This window comes from Candidatus Omnitrophota bacterium, from assembly GCA_028699255.1.
GTDB lineage: Bacteria > Omnitrophota > Gorgyraeia > 2-01-FULL-45-10 > 2-01-FULL-45-10 > FEN-1322.
In genome coordinates, this window is record JAQVUX010000001.1 from 1 (window position 1) to 16,079 (window position 16,079).

At 48.5% G+C, this 16,079-nt stretch carries 20 protein-coding genes and 2 rRNA genes; 21 read left to right on the plus strand and 1 reads right to left on the minus strand.

Features of this window, described 5'->3' with window-relative positions; all coding sequences use genetic code 11:
* A 23S ribosomal RNA gene (locus PHS46_00005) occupies nt 1-2,079 on the plus strand; the annotation flags it as partial.
* 100 nt (nt 2,080-2,179) lie between these two features.
* Nucleotides 2,180-2,296: ribosomal RNA gene (gene rrf, locus PHS46_00010) — 5S ribosomal RNA — on the plus strand.
* 272 nt (nt 2,297-2,568) lie between these two features.
* On the opposite strand, the gene PHS46_00015 is transcribed toward rrf, so the two are convergent.
* Complete coding sequence (locus tag PHS46_00015; protein MDD3904898.1) at nt 2,569-2,844, minus strand: hypothetical protein; 276 nt, start codon at nt 2,842-2,844, stop codon at nt 2,569-2,571.
* 133 nt (nt 2,845-2,977) lie between these two features.
* On the opposite strand from PHS46_00015, the gene PHS46_00020 reads away from it, so the two are divergent.
* From PHS46_00020 to PHS46_00110, 19 genes are all read left to right on the plus strand, one after another.
* Nucleotides 2,978-3,316, plus strand: a complete 339-nt coding sequence (locus tag PHS46_00020; GenBank protein ID MDD3904899.1) for a DUF5666 domain-containing protein — start codon at nt 2,978-2,980, stop codon at nt 3,314-3,316.
* A 24-nt stretch (nt 3,317-3,340) separates the two neighbouring features.
* Complete coding sequence (locus PHS46_00025) at nt 3,341-3,703, plus strand: hypothetical protein (protein ID MDD3904900.1); 363 nt, start codon at nt 3,341-3,343, stop codon at nt 3,701-3,703.
* Complete coding sequence (locus PHS46_00030; GenBank protein MDD3904901.1) at nt 3,700-4,023, plus strand: hypothetical protein; 324 nt, start codon at nt 3,700-3,702, stop codon at nt 4,021-4,023. The genes PHS46_00025 and PHS46_00030 overlap by 4 nt, the downstream gene beginning before the upstream one ends.
* Entirely contained in the window at nt 4,020-4,346 is a 327-nt protein-coding gene (locus tag PHS46_00035) for a PilZ domain-containing protein (protein MDD3904902.1), read from the plus strand. Before PHS46_00030 ends, PHS46_00035 begins: the two co-directional genes overlap by 4 nt.
* Before the next feature lie 113 nt (nt 4,347-4,459).
* Nucleotides 4,460-4,678 (plus strand): hypothetical protein, encoded by a 219-nt coding sequence (locus PHS46_00040; GenBank protein MDD3904903.1) that lies wholly within the window; start codon nt 4,460-4,462, stop codon nt 4,676-4,678.
* An 80-nt stretch (nt 4,679-4,758) separates the two neighbouring features.
* A complete protein-coding gene (lepB, locus tag PHS46_00045) occupies nt 4,759-5,448 on the plus strand; it encodes a signal peptidase I (GenBank protein MDD3904904.1) in 690 nt (229 codons plus the stop codon).
* 16 nt (nt 5,449-5,464) lie between these two features.
* Nucleotides 5,465-6,340, plus strand: coding sequence for an SPFH/Band 7/PHB domain protein (locus tag PHS46_00050; GenBank protein ID MDD3904905.1), 876 nt, complete (start codon nt 5,465-5,467; stop codon nt 6,338-6,340).
* Nucleotides 6,337-6,870, plus strand: coding sequence for a hypothetical protein (locus PHS46_00055; protein MDD3904906.1), 534 nt, complete (start codon nt 6,337-6,339; stop codon nt 6,868-6,870). Before PHS46_00050 ends, PHS46_00055 begins: the two co-directional genes overlap by 4 nt.
* A gap of 609 nt (nt 6,871-7,479) precedes the next feature.
* Nucleotides 7,480-7,719, plus strand: a complete 240-nt coding sequence (locus tag PHS46_00060) for a DUF4405 domain-containing protein (GenBank protein MDD3904907.1) — start codon at nt 7,480-7,482, stop codon at nt 7,717-7,719.
* A 1-nt stretch (nt 7,720) separates the two neighbouring features.
* On the plus strand, nt 7,721-8,440 hold the full coding sequence (locus PHS46_00065) for a pseudouridine synthase (protein ID MDD3904908.1): 720 nt from the start codon (nt 7,721-7,723) through the stop codon (nt 8,438-8,440).
* On the plus strand, nt 8,433-8,804 hold the full coding sequence (locus PHS46_00070) for a response regulator (GenBank protein ID MDD3904909.1): 372 nt from the start codon (nt 8,433-8,435) through the stop codon (nt 8,802-8,804). Before PHS46_00065 ends, PHS46_00070 begins: the two co-directional genes overlap by 8 nt.
* 55 nt (nt 8,805-8,859) lie before the next feature.
* The gene (gene fusA / locus PHS46_00075) at nt 8,860-10,920 is read left to right on the plus strand and encodes an elongation factor G (protein ID MDD3904910.1); all 2,061 of its coding nucleotides are present in this window, start codon (nt 8,860-8,862) and stop codon (nt 10,918-10,920) included.
* A gap of 39 nt (nt 10,921-10,959) precedes the next feature.
* Nucleotides 10,960-11,697 (plus strand): YebC/PmpR family DNA-binding transcriptional regulator, encoded by a 738-nt coding sequence (locus PHS46_00080; protein MDD3904911.1) that lies wholly within the window; start codon nt 10,960-10,962, stop codon nt 11,695-11,697.
* Nucleotides 11,698-11,708: 11 nt separating this feature from the next.
* Nucleotides 11,709-12,200: a crossover junction endodeoxyribonuclease RuvC gene (ruvC, locus tag PHS46_00085; protein MDD3904912.1), complete on the plus strand. Its 492-nt coding sequence runs from the start codon at nt 11,709-11,711 to the stop codon at nt 12,198-12,200.
* Nucleotides 12,178-12,810 (plus strand): OB-fold domain-containing protein, encoded by a 633-nt coding sequence (locus PHS46_00090; GenBank protein ID MDD3904913.1) that lies wholly within the window; start codon nt 12,178-12,180, stop codon nt 12,808-12,810. Before ruvC ends, PHS46_00090 begins: the two co-directional genes overlap by 23 nt.
* Nucleotides 12,803-13,876 (plus strand): Holliday junction branch migration DNA helicase RuvB, encoded by a 1,074-nt coding sequence (gene ruvB / locus PHS46_00095; GenBank protein ID MDD3904914.1) that lies wholly within the window; start codon nt 12,803-12,805, stop codon nt 13,874-13,876. The genes PHS46_00090 and ruvB overlap by 8 nt, the downstream gene beginning before the upstream one ends.
* Before the next feature lie 5 nt (nt 13,877-13,881).
* Complete coding sequence (locus tag PHS46_00100; GenBank protein ID MDD3904915.1) at nt 13,882-14,427, plus strand: epoxyqueuosine reductase QueH; 546 nt, start codon at nt 13,882-13,884, stop codon at nt 14,425-14,427.
* A 5-nt stretch (nt 14,428-14,432) separates the two neighbouring features.
* Nucleotides 14,433-14,648 carry a DUF2905 domain-containing protein gene (locus PHS46_00105; GenBank protein MDD3904916.1) on the plus strand — a complete coding sequence of 72 codons (216 nt, stop codon included), beginning with the start codon at nt 14,433-14,435 and terminating at the stop codon, nt 14,646-14,648.
* The gene (locus tag PHS46_00110; GenBank protein MDD3904917.1) at nt 14,645-15,802 is read left to right on the plus strand and encodes a SpoIID/LytB domain-containing protein; all 1,158 of its coding nucleotides are present in this window, start codon (nt 14,645-14,647) and stop codon (nt 15,800-15,802) included. Before PHS46_00105 ends, PHS46_00110 begins: the two co-directional genes overlap by 4 nt.
* Nucleotides 15,803-16,079 lie beyond the last annotated feature (277 nt).

Below are 16,079 nucleotides of genomic sequence, written 5' to 3' on the forward strand. Positions count from 1 at the left end.
GAAATAGCTTTAGGGCTAGCCTCGTGTCATAGTCATTGGAGGTAAAGTACTCGATGGGCTAAGAGCCTTACCGGGTTTCTGAACCCAACGAAACTCTGAATGCCAATGACCGTATCACGGGAGTCAGAAAGTGCGGGCTAAGCTGCATTCTCGAAAGGAAAACAGTCCAGACCGACAGCTAAGGTTCCAAAATTCATGCTAAGTGGTAAAGGATGTGAGATTTCTCAGACAACCAGGATGTTGGCTCAGAGGCAGCCATCATTTAAAGAGTGCGTAACAGCTCACTGGTCGAGTGGTCTTGCGCCGAAAATAATCGGAGCTAAGCATGGTACCGAAGCTTCGGATTGTCATTCGCCTTCGGGCGAATACAGTGGTAGGGGAGCGTTCTATTGTACTGCGAAGGCAGACTGAAAAGACTGCTGGAGGAACTAGAAGTGATTATGCCGGAATAAGTAGCGCAAATGTCCGCGAGAAACGGACACGCCGTAAACCTAAGGTTTCCTGGGGAAGGTTAATCCACCCAGGGTTAGTCGATCCTAAGCCGAGGCCGAAAGGCGTAGGTGATGGACAATCTGTTTAATATTCAGATACCACTCATTACGCGTTACCAGTTATGGAGTGACGCAGGAGGTAAAGCTAGCGACCGGTTGGATGTGGTCGTCTAAACCCGTAAGTCTTAACAGACTGAGAGGTGAATGGGAGCCCAATCTACGGAACGGGCGAACTCAGCTTGGGCCACACTGCCGAGAAAAACCTTCATAGCGAGTTTGATGAGTGATCGTACCGCAAACCGACACAGGTAGGTGGGGATTGTATCCTCAGGCGCTCGAACTAACGCTCGTTAAGGAACTAGGCAAAATAGCCCCGTAACTTCGGAAGAAGGGGTGCTCCATTAGCGTAAAGTATGTACATATGTAGCGCGAAGGAGTGACACTAAAGTGGGCTCTGTGACTGTTTAGCAAAAACACATGACTCTGCTAACTCGTAAGAGGATGTATAGGGTCTGATACCTGCCCGGTGCTGGAAGGTTAAAAGGAGGGGTCAACTTGGCCGTAAGGCCTTGCGAAGCTCTGACTTGAAGCCCCAGTAAACGGCGGCCGTAACTATAACGGTCCTAAGGTAGCGAAATTCCTTGTCGGGTAAGTTCCGACCTGCACGAATGGTATAACGAAAGAGCCGCTGTCTCAACGAGCGAGTCGGCGAAATTGTAGCATCGGTGAAGATGCCGGTTACCTGCATCAAGACGGAAAGACCCCGGAACCTTTACTGTATCCTGGTACTGGATTTTGGTCCTGTATGTGTAGCATAGGTGGGACGCTTTGAAGCTTTGGCGCTAGCCGGAGTGGAGCGGAAATGTGAAATACCACCCTTACCGAACTAGGATTCTAACCTTCGGCCGTGAAACCGGCCGGGGAACAATGCCAGGTGGGCAGTTTGACTGGGGCGGTTACCTCCTAAATTGTAACGGAGGCGTACAAAGGTTCTCTCAGTGCGGTCGGCAATCGCACGGTGAGTGTAAAGGCAGAAGAGAGCTTAACTGCGAGACATACAAGTCGAGCAGATACGAAAGTAGGTCTTAGTGATCCGGTGATGGCGTGTGGAAGCGTCATCGCTCAACGGATAAAAGGTACTCCGGGGATAACAGGCTGATCGGGTCCAAGAGTTCACATCGACGACCCGGTTTGGCACCTCGATGTCGGCTCATCACATCCTGGGGGTGGAGAAGCTCCCAAGGGTCCGGCTGTTCGCCGGTTAAAGTGGTACGTGAGCTGGGTTCAGAACGTCGTAAGACAGTTCGGTCCCTATCTGATGCAGGCGCAGGATATTTGAGGAGAGCCGTTCCTAGTACGAGAGGACCGGAACGGACGAACCGACGGTGTTCCAGTTGTCACGCCAGTGGCAATGGCTGGGTAGCCGCGTTCGGAAAGGATAAGTGCTGAAGGCATCTAAGCACGAAGCCCGCTCCAAGAATGGATATCCCTGAAGACGCCATGGAGACTACATGGTTGATAGGCACCAAGTGTACGGGCTGTGAGGCCTTTAGCTTAGGTGTACTAATCCGTCGTCTGGCTTGACCTTTTTTAAATTTTGAGGTAAGGTTCGCCCTGTGCTTATATTTATCATTGTGTGTTGTTCGAGATTTTGAAATTTCCTAAGAAGGTCGTGGAAATAGTTTTATGCTGGTGCTATTAGCGAGGGGGTCACACCCGTTCCCATTCCGAATACGGAAGTTAAGCCCCTCAGCGCCGATGGTACTTACCGGGCAACTGGTTGGGAGAGTAGGCCAGTGCCAGCTTAAATATATCCCGCCAAGAGTTATTTCTTGGCGGGATTTTTTATCGATATATTTTTGATTATTTTTTATATTTTCGGTAAACTTCTTTACGTACGGGGCATTTGCAGAATCCATTATATCCAAAATGAGTATAGTAATAGCAGGGCTCAGCTTTTTTCTTAATCACGATAATTGGCCCGCTCGCGATCTCGGAGACTACCGGGCAATTTTCGCCATTTTCCCGCAGGCAGGCTTTATTTTTAGAACATAAATTTGCGCGCTCTATAGCTTCTTTATTTATTTCCATGTCGTTTTTGGTTGACGTAATAGTATTTACTGTATCGTTTTTCGGTTTCACTCAGAATCGTTTTGCAGGTGCTATCTATGAATTTCTTTCTTAAGGCGGGGTTAGCGGCCATAGAAACCCATAATGCCCGCGATAGCTTGCCAAGAGAAAGTTTTAATCCCGTCTCACGCCGTATTTCCTTGGCAGTACCGTTTATTATGGTTCTTATGCGATTATTTATTCTGTAAGATGTTTTTTGGCTGTACTTTACATCCGTATTCATATTATCATTCTATGAAGAAAACGGGTAAATTAGCAACAACTATTTTGTCTGACATTTTTTTGGCTTGAATTAAGCCCGGTTTTAGACTATTATTGTGATAGACAATTTGATTATTTCACAATGGAGGTCCGATATGGGCAAGACGCTCATAGTTTTTTGTATCATGATAACGGTAGGTATTTGCGCGACAGGCGTTATATGCGCCTGGGAACAGACCGATGACCCCGATCTCAGGGTTTTTGAAGGCAAGATTACTGCTGTGGATGTATCTAATTCCACCATTACCGTCAATGGGGGCATTGAGATGAAATTTCAGATTTCGCAGGATACCGATCTTGAGAAAAGCACATATGATATAAAGCTAAGTGATATCAACGTCGGCGATTATGTTACAGTCGAATACTACCGGAGTGGCTCAGAAAGCCGTGTTCCTGAAAAGGTTGTTAGGGTGATGGTCGAGAGTTGGGAATAAATTATTAAATGGAGAAGGTATGATATGAATAAAGCGATTTTTTTATCCGGCATAATCATAGCAACCATCGCCTTATCGTTGACATCCAATGCGTACGCTATTGACGACAGGCTCGAAGTGCCAAGAGTAGCCTATGATGAGCCGAAGGACCAGTCCGTAATAGACCTGTCGCAAGAGAATAAACTGACGTTTAAGTGGAATATGGTGCCGATGCCTGCCGGTGGCAGGGAGGTGTTCAGGTTTAGAGTGTATAAAGGTTTTAGTTATGATGTTCTTGTTTCTGAAGATTTAGATCATAGGATTTTTCGGTTGACGTTACTTCCGATAAATTTGCCGACGGACAGACGTATACGTGGCGTGTGCAACAACGTGATGCGCGGACTATGATATGGAGTTTATATGATACGTGGAGTTTCAAGGTTGTAAAAAAAGATAAAAATAAGGTGCAGGGCGTGGATCTCGTGACCGATGCTACGGCGGCGGTTGTTACTAAAGCGACGGCGCTTATGACCGGAAACCTTGAAGTAAAAATGGAGATAGACAATGATCGGGCCAAGCGCGAGCAAAATTATACAAGAAATGCGCTCGGGGAAAAAGTGCCGAAGACGACCGTAAAAAACCGTAGCGTAAGGTTATTGTCCTGCCGGCACCGGCCGGCGCTTGAAGGGTTGACGCCGTACGGATATGATGATATACTTCGAGTATGAAGAATAGGCGCAAATCCCACAGATTTGATACTGCTTTCCAGATAAAATATTGTCCCGTCGAGAGCCGAAAGAGGTTTGGTTACACAATAGCTGAGAATATTTCCAGGGGCGGATTATGTATGCCTGCTTTGTCGACCTTGGTAAAAACCGGTAAACTTGTTCGATTGGAAATGAAGGAAAGCGGCGAAGATGCCCCCATCCCGGCTGAGGGCAGAGTTGTGTGGGTTAGGCATTTAAAGCGCAAGGCGTTGTTGAATGCGGAAGTAGGTGTGGAGTTTACCTCTGTAAAATCCGAAGACCTCGCGCAACTTATCCCGGCTTAAAAATAAGTATTTTCCAGGTTACTGCATAGCCCTTTGAAAGGGCTATTTTTTTTAGCGATACCCTTGTATTTTATAAAACACATGATATACTTGTGTATAACAAGGAGGACGCGATGAGACCAGGGATAGGAATTGATGTTTTGATGATTATGGTATTGTCGGTCATGGCTTTCGATATTTGCGCGGCAGATCCGGCGCAAAAAGACGCGATAAGGGCGGATAGTATGATGCGCGCGGAAAAGCAGTTGAAGGATCTGCAGATAACGTATGGTTTGGATAACGCTGTCATGCCATCACCTGCATCCGGGAGTCAGGCGGCGAATCAGCGATAAGCAGATTGATATAATTTTGAGAATCAAAATTATTGTGCTATATCAGATTGCTCTTGATATAGCACAATTTTTATATTAGTATGGTTATAATCATGGGCGGACAGGCGCGACTAAGCAAGCTTTCCGTATTAGGACTTACCCTGGGAATACTGGGTTTTCCGGTATTTGTTTTTATCCCGCCCGGTATCGTATTGTCTATAGCCGCTTTATACAGAATAAAGCGATCCCACGGATTGTTAAAAGGAAGGCCGGTCGCTATCGCCGGCATTACGATCGGCATCCTCGCGCTTCTCTTTGCGGTTTCGGTCATCGTTTTACAGGAGAAGCATTACGGTTCGTTCAAAGTTCCCACGTCCTCGATGTGGCCGACTATTAAAGCCAAGACTACGATCTCGGCCGATCTGGAAGCGTATAAGAAGGCACGTCCCGCGCGGGGAGATATAATAGTTTACGAAATAATCGATAAAGGCCGAAGACGCGTTTTATGTAAAAGGGTGATAGGGTTGCCGGGTGAGAAGATCGAGATACGGGCCGGTAGGATTTTTATAAACGGCCTGGCCTGCGATATTCCCGGAATACCCGACGGTATTGTTTATGCAAACGGCGGTGATTTCGGGAAAGAAGGGCAACCGGTCGCGATCCCCGTCGGGTTTTATTATGTTCTGGGGGACAATTCTTCGGAGAGTTTCGATAGCAGGCAGCATGGCCCTGTCGACACAAGGGATATAAAAGGGAAGTATCTATTTACGCATGCGGGGTTTTTAAAATAAAATGGAGGTGTTTATTATGGGATTCGGTATATTTTTGCTGGTGGCGGGTATTATTTTTATATTTCTTATCGGAATAAGGATAGTCCGTCCTACGCATCGCGGTCTGGTAGAACGTTTCGGCAAATATAACAGATTTGCCACACCCGGATTTCACTGGCTCATACCGATGATCGAGACCATGTATCAGGTCAACGTCACCGAACAGATGGTGGATGCCGAGCCGCAGGAGATAATAACGAACGATAACTTGAACGCGAAGGTCGATGCTCAGGTTTATTTTAAGGTTAAAGCGGATGAAGAGAATGTAAAGAAATCACAATATAGCGCGAATAACTATCTTTACCAGATCGTCAACCTGGCACGAACGACGCTTAGAAATATAATAGGTACCCTGACGTTGAAGTCAGCCAATAGCGAGAGAGGGAAGATCAACGCAGAGCTACACAACACGCTTATGTCCGAAACGGCGAATTGGGGGCTCGAGATAGTCAGGACGGAATTAAAAGAGATAGACCCGCCGAAGGATGTACAGGAGACGATGAATAAGGTTGTTAAGGCGGAAAATGAAAAAGTTGCCGCGGTAGATTTCGCGACGGCCGTCGAAACGGTGGCGGATGGAGAGAGGCGCGCGCAGATAAAGAAGGCCGAGGGCGCCAGGCAGTCCAGGATCCTGCAGGCACAGGGTGAATCCGAAGCCATCAAACTCGTCAATGAGGCGGCGGAGAAATATTTTGTCGGTAACGCGCAACTTTTAAGAAGGCTCGAAACGGTTGAAAAAGCGCTGGCCAATAACGTAAAGATCATAGTGCCCGCAGACGGTCAGCTTGTGAATGTTATCGGGGACTTAGCCGGCATAGTGCCTTTAAAGAAGGATGAGATTTCAAAGAAATGACCAGACGAAATCACGTTTTTAACGCGGGAATAGTACTCGCGGTTTTTTTGCTGTCCACGATTTTTACCTCGAACTCCAGGGGCGATGGAGAAGTGAAGGGTTTAAGGCAATACGAGCGCTGGAATAACGGCACTATCCGCTCCTGCACGCTTTTTGACACGAACGGGCTTATGAAAGCAAAGTCCTTCTGCAGGAACGATGGGACGGTGGAAAAGGTCGAGAAATACGATCCCTCCGGCAATAAGATAGAAGAGGCTTTCTACGACGAGAGAGGCAAGTTAAAGACCGGCATAGACGGATGGTCCGCCATGCGATGGTGGTATAACGGTTCGCATCTTGAGTCGCAGATATCGTATGACGAAACGGGCACGCCCATGGAGAGGCGTATTTACAGCGAGTCGGGACGGCTCGTGCAAAGGCAATACAGGCATGATATAGATTTTAATCCGTACGAAGAAGCAAATATGGCGATGTTGTTAGGGCCGCAAAATGTGCCATGCACCGTCGAGAGAAGGCCTCAGCATGAGTAGGAGATAAAATTTTTCGATCCCGGGAGGCATTCCCTCTCGGGGTTGGTATTCCGCAGGGACGCGAAATTTGTCAGCCATGTGAAAATTTCGCTCGAAAAAAATTGCTCGGACGTTGCCTCGCAATTTTTACGCCCTGCTTCATACCAACCCCTCGGGGCCCCCTTCAACGGGAATCGAAAAATTTCCGGGGCGAACGGGCAAGGCGCGTCATTGCGGCGCGGGCGGAATAACCTCACAGGTTGGCAAGGTGTCAGCGTTCAGTAAGTAGTAAGTAGGGCACCCTTAAGGGTGCCCTACAAATGTGGATAACTTTTAGATGCCCGCATCCAGTAGCGTGAGTAGTGACACCTGTGGTGATAAGGACTGGAAATTTTTACGGGTGGCATAAGGCAGACTTTTTTCGATTATTGAGCGAGGCATGGGATGGGGGTGCCGCCGCTTAGGATTGATATAGTCAGAGCGGTACTGTCTGACTTAAAAATATCGTAATCAATCCTGGCGGCATACAGATACGCGCCTGGTTTAAATGTTGATTGTAAACCCCATGCCGAGCGATAAAGAAAAAAGGATGCTTTATGACAGGACCCGTAAAAATTTATCGGAGGAGATATGAATAAATTGAAGATGCTGAGGATCGTGAATCCGGTTCTGTTTATTTCCGCGGTCGTGCAGATCGTGACGGGTGCAGGATTTGCGTTTCATGTTTTTGAATCCAGTCCGCGAGTGTTTAAAATGGCGCTGGAAGCGCACGAGTACAACGGGTTTCTATTTGCCGTGCTTATAATTACTCATCTTGTGCTGAATTGGGATTGGGTAAAGAGCCAATTTTTCAGGAAGGGCGTGAAATGAAATGCGATTGAATGCATACATAGCGAAGGCGGGCGTTGCATCGCGGCGAAAGGCGACAGAACTGGTCAAGGCCGGTAAGGCCAAGGTCGGCGGCAAGGTTATGCTCGAGCCGTGGTATATCGTAAAAGACGACGATTCCGTAACGGTTAATGGAAAAGTGCTAAGGTCGGAGGAGCATCTCTATTTTATAATAAATAAACCCAAAGGCGTTACCGCGACGGTAGAAGACCCGCACGCTTTGAAAAAGATAACGCAGATGGTTTCAAGCCATCGCGCGCGGTTATATCCTATCGGTCGGCTCGACAAAGATTCACGCGGATTAATACTGCTTACCAACGACGGCGATCTTTGTTATCAACTGACCCATCCGAGATTTGAAGTCGAAAAGGAATATTGTGTAATAGTGTCGGGCACGCTCGACGAGAAGTCTCTAATGAGGATTAAGGGCGGTGTTTTTGATGAAGGTGATGTGCTCAAAGTAAAGTCATATTCCGGAGTGAAGAAATCGGGTGATGGCACCGCACTGCATGTAGTTATCGCTGAAGGCAAGAAGCGCCACCTGCGTCGGCTTTTCAAAGCAATCGGAAATCCGGTCGTTGACCTGAAACGCATTCGCATCGGCGGGTTGACGCTTGGAGATGTTAAGGAAGGGAGTTTTAAAAAAATCGGACGGGATGATATATATCGGCTTACGATAAATAAAAGGAGCACGCATGCTTAAAACCAACAAGATCCTTGTTGTGGATGACGAAGAGGGGTTTTTGGCGCTTTTAAGACAGGCGCTGGAAGAGAGAGGGTATGAGATAGCGACAGCGTCAAATGCCATAGATGCCGGAATAGAGATGTCCGGGAGTCTACCGGCGCTTATCCTGATGGACATAAAGATGCCGGGGATAGATGGCTTGCAGGCGGTTGCGGCGATACGGGATAATCCAAACACAAAAGACGTTAAGGTGATAGTGGTATCTGCGCTTTCAGATGACTCGGATATCAATAAAGCAAAGAAGGTGGGTGCGGTCGATTATTTTGTTAAGCCAGTAGATATTGAGAAATTGGTGGGGAGAATTCGGGAGATAATAGGTTGACTTTTCACTTATAAACGATATAATAATATTTGCTTATAATGGAAAGGATGGCGCAATGGCGAATTTTGAGGCTAAAGATATACGAAATATCATCCTCTTAGGCCACTCGGGTAGCGGCAAAACCTCTCTTATAGAAGCAATGTTGCACGGCGCGGGCGCGATTCCGCGCATGGGCAAGATCAGCGATGGAACGACGGTTTCAGATTATAACGAGGACGAAAAGGCAAAGAAGCATTCCACCGGTTCGTCCCTGATGAGTTTTGTATATAATTCCAAGAAAATAAACGTTATTGACACCCCTGGTTACACCGATTTCATAGGCGAGATGATCGGAGGACTGCGCGCCGCGGATGCCTGCATAGTGGTGGTAAATGCGACCGGCGGCATCGAGATAGGCACGGAGCGTGCGTACAGGATGGCCATGGAGAAAGGCGTCCCGTGCATATTTTTCATAAATATGCTCGATAAGGAAAACTCCGATTACGATAAATGTTTTGACGATATAAATAAGAAATTCAGGAAGCATTGCGTTGCCGTAGATGTGCCTGTCGGAAAAGAAGCGTCGCTGAAGGACGCGGCGAATATTATAAGCCGCAAGGGTCTCGATACGCTTTCCGACGAGGATAAGGCGCATGCCAGAGGCCTGGCCGATTCTTTGGCCGAGGCGGTTGCCGAGACGGACGATGCTCTCCTCGAAAAGTATCTCGATAAAGGCGAGCTGGCTCCTGATGAGCTTACCGCCGCTTTTAAAAATGCGGTGGCGAAGGGCGAGGTGACGCCCATACTCTGCGGATCCGCTACGCGAGGTATAGGCATTAAAGAGCTCCTTGATATGATCGTTAACTATCTGCCGTCTCCGGCGGACAGGCCGGCTGTGATAGTCGCGAAGCCGGATTCGTCCGATAAGGTTTCGGTGGAGATGCGCGCCTGCGCGCCGTTTTCCGCTCTTGTATTTAAAACGCTGTCCGATCCGTTTCTGGGGCAGATATCGATATTTAAGGTGTTTTCGGGAAAACTACCGGCGAACGGTAGCTTCTATAACGTAAATAGAAGTTCGAAAGAGAAGATCGGGACTATATTTACGCTTTTAGGTAAGGCGCAGATTTCGATGGAATCGGTTCAGGCGGGCGATATCGCGTGCGTCGCTAAATTGAAAGATACGATGACGGGCGACACTATTACCGATGAGAAGATGCCGGTAAAATTCGATGACATACAATTTCCCGAACCGGCCATTTCATTTTCACTTAAGCCCAAAACTCGAGCCGATGAAGACAAGATATCTAACGCTATTCACAGGATAAGCGCCGAGGACCCTACATTTAAAGTTACTCGTGATGAGCAGACTAAAGAGATGCTCGTTTCCGGTATGGGGGATATGCACATCGCGACGATGCTGAACAGAATGAGGATGCGTTACGGCGTTCAGGTCGATATAGGAACCCCGAAGGTGGCATATAAAGAGACGATCATGTCCCGGGGCGACGCGCAGTACAGGCACAAGAAACAATCCGGCGGCGCCGGACAATTTGCGGAAGTTTGGATGCGTATCGAGCCGCTGTCCAGAGGTTCAGGGTTCGAGTTCGTGAATGAAGTTGTGGGCGGCGCCATACCGCGGCCGTTCATCGTGAGTTGTGAGAAGGGCGTCAGAACTGCTCTGAGCGCAGGGCCTTTGGCGGGTTTTCCCGTCGTCGATGTTAAGGCGGTGGTTTACGACGGCAAGACGCACCCGGTTGATTCGAAGGATATTGCTTTCCAGACGGCGGCACGTCACGCATTCAAGGAATCGATCCTCAAGGCCAGACCGGTACTGCTCGAGCCGATAATGGACGTCGATATAGTGGTGCCCGACCAGTTCATGGGCGACATCACGGGTAGCCTTAATTCGAGGCGGGGCCGCGTTATGGGCATGGAACCGTCGGACAATTCGCAGACGATAAAAGCGAAGGTTCCGCTCGAGGAGATGTATAAGTACGTAAACGAACTGAAATCGATAACGGGCGGGAGAGGCACGTACACGATGACGTTTTCGCATTACGAGGTTGTGCCGCCTAACTTAGCGCAGGTGATAGCGGATAAGGCGAAGTTAAACAGAAAAGAAGAAGTGGAAGAGTAAGTAAGCTCTAAAACCAAAACACTAAACAGAGAGGGGAATATGTCAGGACATTCTAAATGGGCGACGATTAAACACAAAAAAGCAGCGACCGACGCGAAGAGAGGGTCTCTGTTTACAAAACTGATAAAAGAAATAACGGTAGCGGCACGCAGTGGCGGCAAACCGGACACCAATCCGCGTCTCAGGGTTGCTATCGAACGCGCCAAAGAAGCATCCATGCCGGCGGATAACATCGACCGCGCCGTAAAAAAAGGCACCGGAGAACTCGAAGGTGTAAGTTACGAAGATATAACACTCGAGGGTTATGGCCCGGGCGGTGTGGCGATATACGTCGAAGGTGTTAGCGATAATCGTAACAGGACTACCAGCGAAGTCAGGACGATATTCACGAAAAAGGGCGGTAATATGGCAGGCGCCGGTTCGGTGAGTTGGATGTTCGAGAAAAAGGGCTACTTTGTAGTAAGTAAAGCTACGATCGATGAAGACAAACTGATGGGTATCGTATTGGACGCAGGCGCCGAAGACCTGGTGGTGGAGGATGAAAACTACGCTGTAAAGACCGCGCCGGCCGATTTTTTCAAAGTGAAGAAAGCGCTTGATGATAATAAGATATCGACAGAAGACGCGGAGATAACGCTTCTGCCTAAATCTACCGTCAAGGTTGTAGGTGATGATGCTAAAAAGGTACTAGATCTTGTTGAGGGACTCGAAGAGCACGACGACGTACAACACGTGTATGCCAATTTCGACATACCGGATGATTTATTGAAGGAATAATTCCGCGAATAATGCGTATACTTGGGATAGATCCCGGGCTACAGATAACGGGTTACGGAGTAATAGAGGACAGGGGGTTTAAACTTATCGAAGCCGGGTTTATCAGGACGGCGGCAAAGACGCCCGTACAGGACAGGATTACCAGGATATTCGACGAGATATCTAAAGTAGTTGAGGATCATCGGCCGGATGTCCTTGTTCTTGAAAAGATATATTCCCACTATAAGCATCCGACCACAGCAATTCTTATGGGGCACGCGCGTGCTATGGCGTGTCTTGTATGCGGAAAGTTCGATATACAGCTTGTCAATTATCCTTCGACACGCATTAAAAAAGCGATAACCGGCAACGGCCACGCATCGAAACAGCAGGTGCAGAGAATGGTGCAGAGTCTATTGAAACTCAAAAATCCTCCGGAGCCGGTCGATGTGAGTGACGCTTTGGCGATGGCGATAAGTTATTGTTACATAGAGAAAAAAGATGATCTCGCACATATCCGGTAAAATACGGAAGAAAAAAATCTCGAGCGTAGAGATAGATGTTAACGGATTTTCCTACGAAGTTATGGTGCCTCCTGCGGTCATGAGCGGCATTGAAAGTAACCGCGCCCAGGACGGAACCATATCCCTTGTTACATACCACTATTACCAGATGGATCAGTCAAAGGCGCTTCCCGTTCTGGTCGGGTTTCTGAATGAAATCGAGAAAGAATTTTTTGAGCAGTTTATAACGGTTTCGGGTGTCGGCCCCAAAGCGGCATGCCGCGCGCTTACCCTGGCTATCCCGGAGATAGCCGCCGCCATAGACCGCGGGGACATGGCCGTGTTAAAATCACTGCCGGGCATAGGCGAACAGAAGGCGCGCGAGATAGTCGCGAGGCTTCAGGGCAAAGTAGGTAAGTTCGCTCTTATGAAAGACACATTTAGCTCTTCAGTCGTGGAAGGTAAAGACGATATAAGAGAAGAGGCGCTGAGCGTGCTTTTGCAATTGCAATACAAGAAGAGTGAGGCGCAGGACATGATCGACCGGGCATTAAAGCATAATCCGAAAATATCCACATGCGAAGACGTACTTAACGAGGTATATAAGGGGTCGAGGGGCGTTAATGTCTAAATCCCAAATAGATCCAAAAACCCAAAATCCAAACGTACCGGCCGGCCGAGAAAAATTATTAGTATCTCAGGAGACCGAAGAAGATCAGATATTAAATATATCCCTAAGGCCTTCCAAGCTCGAGGATTTTATAGGGCAGAAAGCGCTTGTGGAGAACCTTAAGGTTTCGCTTCAGGCGGCTCTCCGGCGCAAAGAGCCGATGGAGCACACGCTTTTGTCCGGGCCCCCGGGTCTTGGAAAGACATCCCTCGCCCATATCATAGCCAATGAGATGGGCTCTAAAATAACGGCTACGAGCGGGCCGGCCATAGGCAAGGCCGGGGACCTTATAGGCATACTCACCAACCTCGCCGATGGCGATATACTTTTTATCGACGAGATACACCGGCTTTCCAAGACGGTGGAAGAGTTTATCTATCCGGCCATGGAGAACTTCGAGATAGACTTTATTATAGACAAGGGCCCCTATGCCAAAACGATAAAATTCAATCTGAAGCGTTTTACTTTAATAGGCGCGACAACCCGCGCGGGATTACTGACTGCGCCGCTACGCTCAAGGTTCGGCATATTCCAACACCTCGATTTTTATGAAACAGAAGATCTGGTAAAGATCATCACTCGTTCGGCTAAATTATTAAATATTCCGATAGATAAAAATGCCGCTGAAGAGATAGGCAGGCGCGCCAGGGGTTCGCCGCGTGTCGCGAACAGGCTTCTTCGCCGCGTCAGGGATTGGGTTCAGGTGAAGCGGGACGGGAAGATAACGCTTGAAACTACGGAAGAGGCACTCAAAAACCACGGCATCGACAAGATGGGGCTGGATAACATCGACCGCAAGGTCATAAATATAATACACGAGTCCTTTAACGGCGGCCCGGTCGGTATAGAGTCGATAGCCGCTACTCTCAACGAAGAACCCGACACGATCGTTGATGTCGTCGAGCCTTTCCTCTTAAAGATAGGCCTTCTCAAAAGGACGCCGCGCGGCAGGGAATTGACGCGCCGGGCCTACGAGCATATGGGGCTTTCCCGCACGTCTAAAGAAATTCAAAGAGAGATGTTTTAGATACTATGAATATTCTGCTACATATTTGCTGTGCCCCGTGTTCCTTCTATCCTGTAGAGGAGCTGAAGAAACAGGGCCATCAGTTCGCCGGTTTTTTCTATAATCCCAATATACATCTGTACTCCGAATATCTTAAACGCCGCGCTGAGGTCGAGAAGCATTCAAAGAAGGAGGCGTATAACGTTATTTATCCGGATTACGAGATGGAGAAGTTTTTTCAGTATGTAACCGATAACGAAGATGCCCGTAACCGGTGCCCTGTGTGCTGGTGGCTACGCCTCGAAAAGACGGCGAGATTTGCCTGTGAAAACGGTTTCGAAGCTTTCACCACCACGCTTCTCGGCAGTCCATACCAGGATCACGATACGATACAAAAAATAGGCGCGGACATAGCCTCGAAGGCGGGGTTGAAATTTTATTATACGGATTTTCGCGCCGGTTTTAAAGACGGACAGGATAAGGCGAGGGCGGAAGACTATTACCTGCAGAATTACTGCGGGTGTATATTCTCTGAGAAGGAAAAGATCGAACGAAAGAAGCCGCGCGCATGAGCGACATGGGATTGTTTGGGAAGATGCTGATCCTGTTCGGGCTTTTGCTCGTTGTGCTCGGAGTCATATTTACGCTCGGAGGCAAATTGCCGTGGTTCGGCCGCCTGCCGGGCGATATCTATATCCATAAACGCAACTTCACTTTATTTTTCCCCATAACGACTTCGGTGATAATCTCCGTGATCCTGTCGATAATATTGATACTGCTGAGGCGAAGATGAGAAAGGTGTCCGCGGCTATCCTGTGTTTATTCATAGGGATGGCGTTTCTGTGCTCATGTGCCGGCGCCGGTCAGGTGCCCGACACAGAAGTCCGCGTTCTTGTAATAGATGGACGGGATTCTTTTATTATTTCCCTGAAAGGCAAATATACCATATGCGAGATGGGCTCCGATAAAGTGCTGGCGGAAGGGCCGTTCTTGTCGGGGGTGGTTTCTGCGGCGAAGAACGGATTGATTCTCGGGAGGAAAGAGGTAGGGCAGAGCGCGATAACTATAAAGGTTGTGCGCGACGGTAATGTATATATCGATTCCCGCCGGTTCAGAGGAGCTATCGATATAATAAAAAAGTCCGACGGCAAGCTGATGGTTGTGAACCGGCTTGGCCTGGATGAATACCTCTACGGTGTCCTGTATAACGAAGTTTCGCATCGCTGGCCGATGGAGGTATTGAAGGCCCAGGCTATAACTGCCAGAACTTTCGCGCTTTATGAAATAAGGCAGAGCAAGGGGCAGTTGTATGACCTGAGAAACGACATATATTCGCAGGTGTACGGCGGCAGGACATCGGAAAAATGGGCGACGACGACCGCGGTGGATCGGACTAGGGGGCAGATCCTCGTCTACAACGGAGATATATTCCCCGCCTATTATCATGCCACCTGCGGCGGCTACACCGAAGATGCGGCCAATCTGTGGAACGTGAACATCGAGCCGCTCAAAGGTAGTGAGTGCGGATTTTGTTCAGATTCTCCACATTACAGATGGTCAAAAGATATCCCTATTGATGCGCTTGAAAAGAAATTAAAGGGCGGCGGTTACAAGGTCGGTAATGTGTCGTCTATCGCCGTGTTGTCAAAGAATAGATCGGGACGGGTGGACAAGCTCGAGATAAAGGACGGGTTCGGCAGGAGCGTTGTTATGAGTGGGAAGGATTTCAGGCATATGCTGGGGCCGAACGAAGCGCGCAGTGCGAATTTTGAAATAACTCTGAGGCCGGGCATAGTGCGCATCGATGGAATAGGCTGGGGCCATGGGGTTGGTATGTGCCAGTGGGGCGCGTACGGCATGTCGCGCAAAGGCTTTAAGGCGGCGGAGATATTACGGCGCTACTATCCCGGGGCGGAAATTTCGACGATCGACAAGATAAAGATGTAAAATTTTTCGATCCCGGGAGGCATCCCCTCTCGGGGTTGGTATTCCGCAGGGACGCGAAATTTTCAGCCATGTGAAAATTTCGCTCGAGAAAAATTGCTCGGATGTTGCCTCGCAATTTTTACGCCCTGCTCCATACCAACCCCTCGGGGGTCTTTTCCCGCGGAATCGAAAAATTTTACGAGGGAGAGCAGAAAACACCGTTCCGGAACCGAAATTTTGGGTGCCCGCATCTGTTAGCGCGAGTATTGGCACCTGTGGTGATAAGGAAAGTTTCCGG